Origin of the sequence: Kolteria novifilia (assembly GCA_007748055.1) — a bacterium.
GTDB lineage: Bacteria > Planctomycetota > Planctomycetia > Kolteriales > Kolteriaceae > Kolteria > Kolteria novifilia.
In genome coordinates this window covers 293,950-307,078 of sequence record CP036279.1, presented here as the reverse complement: position 1 = coordinate 307,078, position 13,129 = coordinate 293,950, and the positions used below count along the sequence as shown (strand labels likewise).

Below are 13,129 nucleotides of genomic sequence, written 5' to 3'. Positions count from 1 at the left end.
CACGTCCCTACTTCGATGTCACCGTGTTGTCCTTGCGGTCGACGAGATCGAGCGGAGAGATCGCTTCCGCGTAGTGAAGGTTCCCCGTATAGCCGTCGTGGAAGCGGACGACGACCTGCGGATGCTGGTAGGCGGTGTACTGGTGTCCCGTCCCCTGCGGACGTCCCGACGTCATGATGTTGTTGACTTGGACGACGGTGTAGTAGGTGTTGCGAAGCCGTTGATAGGGCATGTTGTTCGGGAAGCCCGCGATCCACTTGACTTTGACGTGCCGTCCTTGGCTCTCCCACCAGCCACCCAACGGCGGATCGCCCGCCGTGTTGCGAGGGTGGGCGGTCGAAGCCATCGGGCCGCACATGAACTCCCAAACGTTGTCGCTGATCTGCACCGCGAGCGAGTTGTGAACATCGCCGGTGAAGATGAGGATCGGTTTGTCGACTTGGTCGAAGTGATCGAGAAGCCGGTCACGTTCGTGGACGAAGGAGGCGTAGCCGTCCCCTTTGGGGGTGAGGCTCCCCCCGACGTGCGCCCCGGTATGGTAGACCATCCAGGGATCGGGCGAAATGATGAAGATGAAGTCGGCGTCGGTCGACGCCACTCCCTTGGTGAGCCATTCGAGCTGTTCGTCGCCGAGAACGTAGCGACTCGGATCGCGCGTGTCCTTGCCGTTTGGCCGGGATCGCTCGCCGCGGGAATCGAGGGCGAAGTAGTGGCAGTTGCCGACTTTCCAATCGAACCAATGATGCGTCCCGATGCTGTAGTCGATCGTCCCGTCAGTCTTGAAGGCGGGACGAACCCGCAATCGGTGTTGATCGACAACCTCGACGAGATCGTAGACCCCGGCATGGGGACGTTTCCGCGGGGGAGCCTGGCCGCCGGTCGTCCAGGGCCCGAGATGAATCGTGCTCACCTGTCTTGAGTCGAGGTCGCGGAAGTCGGCGTCCTCGTCGACGAGCAGGTCGCTTCCCTTGGTGAGTCGCGCCTCACCGAAGCGAATCGGCGTCTGTCTCGGTGAGGCGTAGTCGGCCCAACCGCAGTACTCGGACCAGGCCCGCAAGCCGATGTCCCGAATCAAGTGACGGCCGTCGCGCAGCCCCACTTCGCCGGCGCCGTGAATGTCCCATCCGATCTCATGATCGTCGTAGAGAAAGAGGCTGGGGATGCGTCGCAGGAGGTTGGCGAAGGAACGTCCCCGGGAAAGATAGAGTTTGTAGTTGTCCCGAACGCCGTCGAGTGTGCCGTCGCGCATCTCCTCATAGATGGTGTCGCCGTTCATGAGGTGGAACATGACCTCGTCCCCGTGGCGATCGAGAAGCGTCTTGAACGATGGTGGGCTCGCGTAGTGTCCGCCGCTGCGGGTAGGGTCCTGGGAGGCGCAGCAGCCGACCGAGAAGCAAATGTTGAAGAGGCCCTTCGGGTTGTTCGCCTCATCGGCGTAGCTCGTGCGATCGGGCAAGGTTCGGAAGCTTGGCCATGGGTCGGAGAAGTCGGCCCGCAGGTCCGGGAGCTGACCGTCGATCTCCACGGCATAGAAGTACCGCGTGTTCGGGCGAAGTCGCGCCAGGTCGACGAAACCCGTGTTGTCGGCACCTTCCGTCGTCTCCCCCGCGATCGCGGCGCTTTCGGCGTCGAGGGGAAGGCTCGTGCCGTGAAGGACGCGAAACGCGGTCGGCTCGGCCGTTCGGATCCAGACGCGCATCTGGTCATTCGTCGGCCGGCCGAGCATGGGGCCGTGGGTCAGGCCTCCCGTGTGGTAGGGGACGACCTCGTTGGCGATGGGGCTTGGCCAGCGTGGCTCTTGTGCGGCGCTTGACGAGAAGAACGCGCCGATGACGACGGCGACAGCGAGCATCGAGCGAAGAAGTCGGATACTCGGAGCATGGGGAAGGTGGGCTGGGTTCACGGGGAGGTTCTCCGGTGGGATTCGTGGCCATTGTCTAGCGGTCGACGTCGCTCGGTACTTCCAGGCTCAGCTCGGAATCCTCCGGGGGGAGTTCGACGGTCGTCGTGTACTCCGCGAAGATCGGTTTCCCGATGTCGAAGGGAGTCTCGGAGCCGGCGGGGTCGTTCATATCGGGAGGTGTCGCCACCCCGTCGCCTCCGCGAATGCGGACCAGGTAGGAGCCGGGCCCCGTTCCGCGCGACGCCTCGGTCGTAAACTTCCCCTCGATGATCTTGGCGAAGCCGCTGGGAGCGACCATCTCGGAAGTCGAGGCGGGCTCGAAGTAGATCGCACCCTTCGGAACGGGCTTGCCGTCATGGGTCACGGTACCCGAGACGCGGTAGCGCGTCGGTCCGGCGTCCGAGCAACCGGTCATCAGGAAGAGAGACGAGGCGAAAACGAGGGAAAGAGAGAATTGAAACCAGGTAGGCATGTCGTGATCCCTTGGTGATGACGGGCCGTTGTCAGTTGGAGCCGTTACAGGCCGCCGAGCGGCAGATCGTCGTTCTTGATGCCTAGGGATCGGAAGACGTTTAGGTTCAAGTTCTCGTTGAGAAAGTGAACCGATCCATCGGCCATGACGGCGTGGGCGCCGCCGGGGTGTGCGCTGGCGAACGTCCGCTGCGACATCGAGACACTGTTGAGGGTCGTGTCCTTGACGTTGATGGAGCTGACGGCGGCGGTGATCGGTCCGATCGTGGAATAGGTGCCGCCGGGACGAGCGGTCGAGGCCCAGGACCAGGCGTCCGAGGTGCTGTGATTGAGGAAGATGTTCTCCGCGAGCATGAAGGTCTTGGTGGTGCCGTCGGCGACATCGCCGATCTTGGTCGAGGAGTTGGCGTAGAAGATCCCGTTGTTGAAGTAGTTCCTCGGACCGGGCGTGCCGTGGCACTGGACGTCGCTATCGGTGCCGCCCCCCATGACGGCGGAGTAGTCGGTCGTGTAGGATTCCGCTCCCTGGTGGGCTTTCGAGGGGCAAAGAAAGAGCGGGAGTGGCTCCTGTTGGTAGGGAACGTTGACCCCGGTGGTCGGGTAGCCGCAGCAGAAGAGACCCATGAAGGGTTCTTCGAAGTTGAACTCATCGTAGCGGGCGATCTGATCGAGCTGGGGCAGGATCAAGACCGACCAGCCGGCGCGGCCGGAGGTGAACTGTCCACCGGTCAAGCCACCACCACTGGCGCCATTGGGGCATTGCCTTCCGGTGTTGCCGGCGCCGATGGGAAAAAGGCCGTGCGAGGAATGGTAGTCGAGGATCGCGAGGCCGAGTTGCTTGAGTTGGTTCTTGCACTGGGTCCGCCGGGCCCCTTCCCTCGCTTGTTGAACCGCGGGCAGAAGAAGCCCCACCAGGACGCCGATGATGGCGATCACGACGAGAAGTTCGACCAGCGTAAAGGCACGGCGCCGTGGAGTCATGATGTGTTCCCCTGCAATGGTGACTTGCTTGGCGTTGATGCCGCGGACCGATGGCGTTCACGAGCGTGAAGGCTGCCAAGTGCGCGTCGTCGCGGAAGAGCGACGTGTTCGGTCCGATCCCTGTACCCCAATGCGATTATCTTCCGGTGTGTCGGTTCCGCAAACATTCCGTTTTTGCGGCAAAGCAAGCAGACTTTGCGTCAGGGATGTTTGGGACGCTCACAGAGTGATCGCGGGGACGCGATGTGCGCCAGAGGCATGGGGGCCGACGATCGCTTTGCGAGATCCAAGAGTTCGGGTGGCACTGGTCGCTGGTCAGCCAGTGAGAAGTGATCGTGGGTTCACAACCCGAAATCTAGCGATTGACGCAGCATTAGCGGGATGAGGTCGGTTGGGCGGGCTGGCCGTTCGGTCGCTGCGAGCGGACGCTGGCTTGTTCGGCTTGCTCGAGCAACATCTTGATCCAGGGTCCGAGATAGCGACCATTGTCGTGGAACGTTCGGCCGGAGACGAGGTTGCCGTCGACGACGCACGGCTGATCGACGAAGATGCCACCAGCGACTTCGAGATCGAAGCGACACTTGGGGACGGTCGCCATACGCCGTCCCTTGACGCAGCCGGCATACGCGGGGATCTCCACCCCGTGGCAGACGCTCGCGATCGGCTTGCCGGTGGCGAAGAAATGACGGGTGATCGCGACGAGGTCTTCGTCGTAACGGATGTACTCGGGCGCTCGGCCGCCGCTGAAGAAGATCCCCGCATACTCGGATGCGTCGACGTCGGCGAATGCGATGTCCGCGGCGAGGGAGTACCCCTCCCACTCCTTGGTGATCGTCCAGCCCGGCTTGACCTCGTGCATCACCAACTGATAGCGGCGTCTCTCGGGCGCGGCGACGACCGGCTCGAAGCCAGCTTCCTGGAGTCGATAGTACGGATAGAACGTGTCGAGCGTTTCCGCGGCGTCGCCAATGATGAGGAGGACTTTGCCGCGTGAGGTTTCTTCAATGGTGTCGGTGTGCTGAGGCATGTCGGTTCCTTGGAAGAGGCGACGTGAATGATCTGGGCGAACGGTCTATCGACGGGCCTACCGCTTGCGATTGCGTGGAAACGTTCGGGTGGCGTGGGCCATCGCCCCTTCTCTTCAGAGTAGATGTCCCGGGTTCGCTCGTCATGCGGCTTTTCCGTCACGCCGTGCAGACTTTTTGCCGGGAAGGGGCGGGTTTGATCGCCAATGGGGGTCTGGTGAACCTTGAAACCCGCGCCGCTCTCGTTCAACGTGAGCGGGGCGAGATCGGCGCGCGACGTGAGGGGAATCGACATGGACTATGTCCAATTCTGGAAGGATCTCTTTGAAGAGGGACGCCTCGCCCTTCCGGCGTTCGCTGCGCTCACCGAGCGAGAGTTGAGCCAGGGCGCCTCGGTGCTCGTCGCGTACGAGGGGAGACTGCGGCGCGAGTTGCCCAGTGGCTTGCCGAAGCTCGAGGTCGAAGCGGTGAGTTGGGCGGGACGAAACTTCTATCGCGCCTCCCAGTTTGTCGTTTACCGTGACGTCGGCGCCGAAACGATCAACGAGGAGCTTTTCCCGTCGTGGTCGGGCCGGGTCGATGCGAGCGTTCACTACTCGGTCGACGTCGTCTTCCGTTATCTCCCCGACCTGGTTCGGTTCGCGGGCAGCGCCGCGCCCGGCGATCCGCTCCTCGAGCACCTCGGTCGTTGGGCACGCGACTGGCCGCTCTCCTCGGTCGGGATGGAGGGGATCGTTGGAGTCGACATTGCCGCGATCGCGGGGCATCGAGCACTCATGAGCATCTACATCGATCGCATCATCGCGACGAGGGACACGTCGCGGCTCGCCGACAAGCGCGTCCGCGAGGCGGTCGACGCGGCTCTCGGAATGTACCCGGAGTTGGCGGCAGGACTACTCGCGGATTGTGAAGCCAAAGAGGGAGACTGATTGATGCAAGGGGCGAATGACGACCACCGACGACTGGGCGAACGGCTCCGCGTCGAGATCCTCGAACCGATGAAGCAGGCCTTCGTCGGCAAGGACGAGATCATCGACTTGCTCGGCGTCTGTTTGGTCGCGGGAGAGAACCTCTTCATCCTCGGTCCGCCGGGAACGGCGAAAAGCGCCTTGGTCCAGGAGTTGTCACGGCGCATCGAAGGGCGCGTCTTCGACTACTTGCTAACGCGATTCACCGAGCCGAACGAAATCTTCGGTCCCTTCGACATTCGCCGCCTGCGCGAGGGCGATCTCGTGACCAACACCGAGGGGATGTTGCCGGAAGCGTCGTTCGTCTTCCTCGACGAGTTGCTCAACGCCAACAGCGCGATCCTCAACAGCTTCTTGTTGGTCCTCAACGAACGCGTCTTTCGTCGAGGTCGCGAAACGCGTCCGTTGCCGACACTCATGGTCGTCGGAGCGAGCAACCGGCTTCCCGAGGACGATGCGCTGGGGGCGCTCTTTGATCGTTTTCTTCTCCGCGTTTGCTGCGACAACGTCCCGCACGAGGAACTCTCGCAAGTGCTCGAGGCGGGTTGGGCGCTGGGATCGGGTCATCCGCGCGATGGTGCCACGATTGGCGTCGACGAGGTAAAGGAACTGCACCGCTCGCTGCGCAGGGCCGACTTCTCGCGAGTTCGTGATGCGTACGTCGCTCTGGTCCATCGCTTGCGTCACGCCGGAGTCGCCGTGTCCGACCGTCGGGCGGTGAAGCTTCAGACGATCCTCGCCGCGAGTGCCTTGCTATGCGGCCGTCTGGAAGTCAACACGACCGACCTCTGGGTGCTGCGCTATATTTGGGATACCGAGGAGCAACGGGATGTTGTCGCTTCGATCGTCGCGGACGCCCTCGCGAAAGCGAACGAGGAGGAACGGGCGACCAGCCACCCGCGCTCGCGCGGGACGGAAGCTCCCGATCCCGAGCATCTCGCACGCGACCTCGAGCAGATCGGCGAGCGTTTGGAGACAGGCGATCTCCCGGACACCGATCGGTCGTTCGTTCGGGATCAACTCGGCCTCTTGTCGGCGCGATGCCAGTGGGTCGAGGATCAACAGCAACGAACGTATCTCGAGTCGCGCGTCGAGACGCTCCTCGAGCGGCTCGCGCAAGTCGCGGGGGCGAGCGAGTCATGACCGGGAGTGTCGCGGTTCGACTTCCACGCCATGAGACGGCGATGCTGGGACGGCTGCGATGCCATCGAGGCATCACGCTGCATGACGCCGGCGAGTCCCTTTGGCTACGCGTCGATGGTGAGGATGACCGGCGCGATCGAATTATTCTCGCGCTGCCGGGTGATCGATTTCGGGTCCTGCCCGATGGACAACTCGTGAGGCCGCACCAACTTGTCCCCAAAGGACGCATTCCTGAGGGGCCGTGGCATCCGCTTGCCGAATGGATGTCGGTCAGCCTGGCTCCCGCGGGTTTCGCCGGCGAGTTGGCGGACCGACGGAAACTGACGCTCGTTCGCGGTGGGACCGTCCGAGACGCGACTCTCTTGCTCACCTCGGTTCACGCGTGGCGGGACTACGCGGCGAGCGCGCCACGGGTGCGGCTCGACCCGTTGGTCTTCGCGATGAATCGTTCAGGTGATGTCATCATCAAGGGATCGCCGCTGCCCCCGTTGGTCGGTACTCGCTACGTCGAACGGGACGGAGTCGCGGTGGAGGCGGGTTGGACTTGGGAGCCGGCCCTCGAACCAATCGTGGTGGCCCAGGCATTCGGGATCGAAGAGGGCGATCTTGTTCTTCTAACCCGCGATCGCGGTTGGCAGCACCTCGGTGCCGGGGACTTTGTTCGCGCGACGCGCCAGGCGGCTCGCGCCTCGTTCGAGGTGGCCGATGCTGAGTAACGAACTCGAGGTGGTGAGACGGTACTTCCTTCCGGGGCGCGACTCCTTCTGGGAGTGGCGTGACGGCGGCGATGTCGTTGCTTGGCGGGATGGGCGAACGATCGCCTTCCGGCTCGAGCTCGAGTACGTCGTTCGCAAGCTTTCCGACCGTGGCCTGCCGCCGCTGAACGCCCTTCTCCTGCTCTTGGCGGCGACGCGCGACAACTGGGAAGATGGACCACAGGTCGCCGGACTGGTGTCCAGCCACGTCGGGGAGTCCGGATCGGGCGATCTTCTGGTGGAGGTGCTCGACGGACTGCATCGCATCCGATCGATGCCCGCCGAGGAGTGGAAGCCGCTTCGAGAGAAGGCGTATCTCGCCTCGATGATCTTCGAGGAGAGCAAGTCGAAGACATCGCCAAACGACGGCAAGCTGCTCGCCGATGCGCTGCGTGACCATCTTCGCGAGATGATCGACGTTCCCGATGATGAGGCTGTGGCCGTGGCCTCTCCGGGGGCGTTCGAGCGACATCTCGAGATTCTGCGGGAGGGGCTGCGTCGCTTCGACGAAGAAGCGCTCGAGCTTCGGCGGACGACCGGGCTCGATCGGCTCCCGAGGAAAGCGGAACTCGAGTTGCCGGTCGCCGAACGGATTCGCGCGCTACTCGGTGAGCTCGAGCAGGAGGCCTCGCTGCGTGGCGTTGCGAGGCTGGCCCGGCGGATGATGGCGACGGCGACCTTGCCGCGTGCGATCGCGGAAGACGATGAGATGCCGCTGGGAGGTGTCTCCGACATCGCCAATCGCGGGGAACTGGATCGGCTGCTCCTCAGCGAGTTGGCGCACGATGATCTGACCCTAGCGGTGCGCGTCGCCGAGAACGAGGCTCTCTACTTGAGACGCGAGACGCCACCACGGACGCCGGAGCGGGCGCGGGTACTGCTGCTTGATGTCGGCATGCGCATGTGGGGGCTTCCCCGGCTCTTCTCCGCCTCGGCGGCGCTCGCGTTCGCGGCCAGCAATGATCCGACCCATTCTTTTCAGACGTTCCACGCCCGTGGTGGCAAACTGCGGATCGCCGATCTGACGACGCGCGACGGGCTGGTCGCTCATCTGTCCACCCTTGATACGGACTGTCACCCCGGCGCGGTGCTGCGACGGTTTCACGCGGTGCTTGCGAAGAACGAGGCCGAGGACAAGCCGGTGGACCCACTGATCCTGACCACGGACGCGGTGTTGGAGGATCGGGCCTTTCAACGAGCGCTCGAGGAGTGTCGCTTCGACGTCATTCATTTGGCGAGTGTCAGCCGCGACGGTTGGTTTCGACTCCACGAGCGAACGCGGCGGGGTCGCAAGCTGCTTCGTGAGGCGTGGCTCGATCTGGAAGGGCTGTTCGAGAATGGGGCCGAGCAGTCGCGGGCTCTCGTCGACTTCGCGTGGGCCAACAACTTGCCCGCGATCTTCTCCGTGGAGCCTTTTCCCCTTCTGTTGCCAAAGCCGGTGACGCGCAATCGGGTGTGGAGCATTCCCGATCAAGGCGTCTTCTCCATCCCGCGAGACCGACGACTGCTCTTCTGGTCACGCCCAGATCGGGGAGCCAGACAGTTCGCACTTCACGTGCCGCCGGGAGAGGTCCAGTGGACGTCGCACGACGAGTACGGGCGAGTCACCCACGCCTTGGTCGGCCCGCTGTCGAAGGGCAATGTCCACTGCCTCCGGATCGACCTGGAGCGATCTACTTGCGATATCGTGCCTCTCCAGCTTCGCGAGGAACGGTACGGACACGTCGCCGGCCACCAGGGGATGATCTTCGCGGTCCACGAGCAAGAGGTCGACGTCTTCCATGCCCACTCGGGCGAGTTGTTCACGCGATGGTCGGTTCCCTCAGGTCTCTTCCACGCGCATGGTCGGTTCTTTCAGGACAGCCTCTCTCGGTGGCATGCGTTGGGATTCGATGGGTTCGATGTCCAGATCGACCTGGTCTTTGATCAGGAATTGCCACAGCCCTTGGTCTATCTCTTCGACCGGCAGGGTGTCGAAGGTCCCCTCGCGATCACGCAACAGGGACATCTCTTCACGGCCGATCGTGGGATGCGTGAAGTCGACCATGGGCTCACGTCGCCCATGGTGCGCTCCGTCGCCAGCGATGGAAGTCGATTCCTGCTGGTGGGAACCAACCGCGACCCGAAGAGGGGACGAACGGGACAGAACGCGAGCGTTTATCGACTGGTCGACGTCGATTCGCTGGGCGTGGTGACGATTCCCAGTCATGAGGCATCGTTCGCGGTGGAGAAGCCGCAGCGATTCGCCTTTCCGCGGAGCCTTCGCAGCAACTTCACGGACGCCGCCATTGATGGTCACGGGCGGATCAATCTCTTTTCGAAGAAGGGAGCACGGCTGGTGGTGGGCTACGATAGTGCTATCGAGCAAATCTGCCTGAACGTTGTGGGGAGCAAGGATGTCAACTTCGTGGCGGCAGCGCAGCCTCTTCGACCGATCGACACGCCTGGCGAAGTGGGCTTTCGGCTCTCGATGGCGACCTTCGACGATGGGAGCAAGCTCTTTCTCGATGCCCGAGGACTTTTGCACCTCTACAGTGCCGACCGCGAACTTGTACCGGAAGCGACCCTCGTTCTGAACGAGGGGATGGTCTCCGGATGGTGTGCCGATGGACGAGTATGGGGCGAACGCTACTTCATCGGAGACGTCGACCAGACGCCACCCAGAGATGTCTACGATTCGGTGGTGCGGGCCTTCTGCGAGCGAATCGCGTGACGAGCGAGCCCCAAAGACGCAGAGCGAATCGCGTGATGAGCGAGCCCCAAGACGCAGAGCGAATCGCGTGATGAGCGAGCCCCAAAGACGCAGAGCGAATCGCGTGATGAGCGAGCCCCAAAGACGCAGAGCGAATCGCGTGACGAGCGAGCTTGGAGACAACGAGCGACTCCTATGATCAACGTGCCGCTGACGATAGAGCTTGCCCCGACGCCGCTTCGGCGACCGCACGCGCTTTATCTGCCGGGCAACGACCTGCGCGGATGGCTAGAAGAACTGACTAGCTGGGATGTCGCGCAATCATCCCTCAAGCTGCTAGTGGTGCCACGCTCCGCAAGGGAGCGGACGCCAGCGGGACTGCTCGCGGTTCTACCCGAGGAGGCGATCTCGGCGGTTGGCGTCGGTCGAGGCGTGCCGTTCGGATTGGTGGCGGGCCAGCTCTATCTCCCGACGACCGCTCGCTTCGATCCCGCGGTGTCCGACGACGAACTGACCACGCAGTTGGGTGGAGACCGAGTGTTCGTGTGGCACCCAACACTTGGGTTGACGGCCTTCGAGGAGAACGATCGACTCGGTGTGGCGGACCTCCTCTCGTGGGAAGCGCCCCAGCGGGACTCTTGGGGATGTGCGATGCCGGGAGAGCGGCTCGCTCCGCGGATCGTTTCTCTCGGCCCGGCCTTTTCGTTGACAATCGAGACGCTTCTTCGCGACGGGCAAGATGACATCGGGACGAAGTCCGACGCGTTGGATGAGCTACCGCCCCATCCGGAGGAACCGAACCCGACGTCGAGCTTTCCGGCGTCGCGCCACGTCTCGCGCGCAGTGGCGAAGCTGACGGTTTGGGTCACGCAGCGTCTACCGGCCAAACCGAGCGACCCGACCTGGGTGAACCGACTGGAGGAGTGGGCGCTGCGATACTTGGCGCGATCGTCGCCGGGGATCAACGACGACCGCGACCGGGAGATCTTTCGGCTGCTCAAGATGCTCGAAGAGAATCCGGACGAAGGCCTTCGCTACGCTCTTCCGCTGACAGGTGACGCCCATCGCGGCATCGCCACGCCACGTAGGGAACTGCAACGGAGAGAGGTCGACTTCAATCTCTCGCGACTCGGTGGTGGAGGCCCGGCGAACTTTTGGGACGTCGACGCGAACGTTCAGTACCGGCTTCAGGCCCGCTATCGCGAGTTGGCCAACCGGGAGATGCGGATCGGAAGGCATCGCCGGGCCGCGTACATCTTCGCGGAGTTGCTGGGCGACGACGATGCGGCGGCTCGGGCGCTCGTCGATGGGGGCCATTGGCGCGAGGCGGCGACGCTCTACGAGAAACGGCTGAAGCTTCCGCTGAAAGCCGCCGGTTGCCTGGAGCAGGGACAGCTCTGGACCGAGGCGGCGGCTCTCTACGAGACTCACGGCGAACATGAGAGAGCGGGCGATCTCTACGCCAAGCTCGATCAGTTCGACCGGGCCCGAACGCAGTATCGCCTGGCGGTGGAGAAGCACCGAGAGCGTCACGATCGGCTGGGGGCGGCGGAGCTGCTACTCGGGAAGCTGGCGTCGCCGGACGAGGGGCTCGCGGAGCTTCGTGGCGGTTGGCCCGAGTCCGACCGGGCGAGGCACTGCCTCAACAAACTGTTTGATCACCTCGGCCGACTGGGGCGACATGAGGAGGCGAGCGAAACGGTCACGACGCTGCGCTCGCAGTCGTTGCCCCAGGACCAGGCGGTCGATGCCGTCGCGGTCTTGGCGCAGCACGCCCGCTCGTATCCGAACCCGGCCGTGCAGCGATTCGCGAGTGACACCGCCGTGGTCATGTCGTCCGCGCTGCTTCCCGAAGCATCGCCCAATCGTCAACGCAAGCTGTTAAAGTCGATCGCGGCCCTCGCCCCGGAGGATCGCTTGTTGCTGCGCGACTGCGAACGCTATGAGCGGGAGCGTGGGATCTCGGACAAGCGGAGCGGAGCCAAACGACGGCGTGGAGCGGCGCCTCGCTTGGTGAAGACCATCCCGCTCCCGGATCCCGCTGTGGCGTGGCGGGAAGCGATCACCTTGGGCGATACCTTCTACGTCGCGGGGACGCACGAGCGAGGCCACGTCGTCGTTTGCCGCTGTGATGGGAACGGCGTTGATACACGATTGGCGCGATGGCCGATCGTTCCCGCGCGGACGGAGTCGCCGATCGTGCTCACGGGTGCTCGGGGCGGTGGGCGCACACCGGTTCACGTCTTGCTCGTCCATGCCGTCGGACAGGCGCCTTTCGAGAAAGGCGAGCATCTCTATCCTTCCGACACGTGTCGAGCGGACGCGATGTTGGGTGGTCTCGGCCATGCCACGGAATCGACCGTCGGAGCGGCAACCGGAAGTTCGGGCATGACTTGGGTCTTGGAGCATCGGCTCGATCATCTCAACTTGGTCGCACTTGGTGGGGATGGCAAGCAGGTGGCGACTCGCACGGTCGGGCCGATTCGTCCGCTGCCCCTCCCCACTCCCGAGGAGGACTCCTCGATCACGACGGTCAGTACCACCGACGTTGACGCGCTAGATCCCGAGAGGCCTCGGCCCTACCCGATCCTCGCTCGCGAGCCGTTGGTCTATGTCGGGTGCGATCAATTCCTCTACGCGGTGAGGAACGACACGGATCCGGTCGATGGCGTGATGTTCGAGCAGCGGATCGTGTCGATCGTCGGTTCGGCTCCGCACACCCGGGATCGGATCGTGGTCACCTTCGCGCGTGGGGCGAAGTTCTATTGGGGAAGTGTCTCCGATGGACAGGGACACGAGATCGCGGAGGAGATGGACGCTCCGATCGCGTGTTTGAACAAGGGAGGGTACGTCATCTTGGCGAGCGAGCATTGCTGCGAGGTTTACAGCACGCGCGATCAACGATTAAAACGCGTGGCGAGCGATCTTCAGACGGGCATTCGCCCCGTCGCGGTATTGCCAGGGCCCGAGGCGGATCAATTCGTGCTCGTGTCCGATACGGGGGAGATCTCCCATTTCCGGATTTCCTAGTGGACGGGAGGGACGTACACGACCCGCATGTTCGGCGCGGTCGACCATTTGGGGGTACTGGGGCGATCGCGACGGTTGTATTGAAGAGTCGTGGCGAACGCGAGCGAGGGGACGTTGATCGGGGGAGTTGATCGTTGCGTCCTTGACGAGCACGTATAGAC

Annotated in this window: 9 protein-coding genes; 5 read left to right on the top strand and 4 right to left on the bottom strand. The window is 63.5% G+C overall.

Features of this window, described 5'->3' with window-relative positions; translation table 11 throughout:
- Positions 1–7: 7 nt before the first annotated feature.
- From Pan216_RS01065 to Pan216_RS01050, 4 genes are all read right to left on the bottom strand, one after another.
- Positions 8–1,903 carry an alkaline phosphatase D family protein gene (locus Pan216_RS01065; RefSeq protein WP_145253578.1) on the bottom strand — a complete coding sequence of 632 codons (1,896 nt, stop codon included), beginning with the start codon at positions 1,901–1,903 and terminating at the stop codon, positions 8–10.
- Positions 1,904–1,937: 34 nt separating this feature from the next.
- Positions 1,938–2,375, bottom strand: a complete 438-nt coding sequence (locus Pan216_RS01060; protein WP_145253575.1) for a hypothetical protein — start codon at positions 2,373–2,375, stop codon at positions 1,938–1,940.
- Positions 2,376–2,419: 44 nt separating this feature from the next.
- Positions 2,420–3,355, bottom strand: coding sequence for a DUF1559 domain-containing protein (locus Pan216_RS01055; protein WP_145263524.1), 936 nt, complete (start codon positions 3,353–3,355; stop codon positions 2,420–2,422).
- A 373-nt stretch (positions 3,356–3,728) separates the two neighbouring features.
- On the bottom strand, positions 3,729–4,382 hold the full coding sequence (locus tag Pan216_RS01050) for a DJ-1/PfpI family protein (protein ID WP_145253573.1): 654 nt from the start codon (positions 4,380–4,382) through the stop codon (positions 3,729–3,731).
- A gap of 291 nt (positions 4,383–4,673) precedes the next feature.
- On the opposite strand from Pan216_RS01050, the gene Pan216_RS01045 reads away from it, so the two are divergent.
- From Pan216_RS01045 to Pan216_RS01025, 5 genes are all read left to right on the top strand, one after another.
- Entirely contained in the window at positions 4,674–5,309 is a 636-nt protein-coding gene (locus Pan216_RS01045; RefSeq protein WP_145253570.1) for a hypothetical protein, read from the top strand.
- 3 nt (positions 5,310–5,312) lie between these two features.
- A complete protein-coding gene (locus tag Pan216_RS01040; protein ID WP_145253567.1) occupies positions 5,313–6,491 on the top strand; it encodes an AAA family ATPase in 1,179 nt (392 codons plus the stop codon).
- Positions 6,488–7,207, top strand: a complete 720-nt coding sequence (locus Pan216_RS01035; protein ID WP_145253564.1) for a hypothetical protein — start codon at positions 6,488–6,490, stop codon at positions 7,205–7,207. The genes Pan216_RS01040 and Pan216_RS01035 overlap by 4 nt, the downstream gene beginning before the upstream one ends.
- Complete coding sequence (locus Pan216_RS01030) at positions 7,197–9,959, top strand: iron-containing alcohol dehydrogenase (RefSeq protein ID WP_145253562.1); 2,763 nt, start codon at positions 7,197–7,199, stop codon at positions 9,957–9,959. Before Pan216_RS01035 ends, Pan216_RS01030 begins: the two co-directional genes overlap by 11 nt.
- 174 nt (positions 9,960–10,133) lie before the next feature.
- On the top strand, positions 10,134–12,968 hold the full coding sequence (locus tag Pan216_RS01025) for a hypothetical protein (RefSeq protein WP_145253559.1): 2,835 nt from the start codon (positions 10,134–10,136) through the stop codon (positions 12,966–12,968).
- The last annotated feature ends 161 nt before the right edge of the window (positions 12,969–13,129 follow it).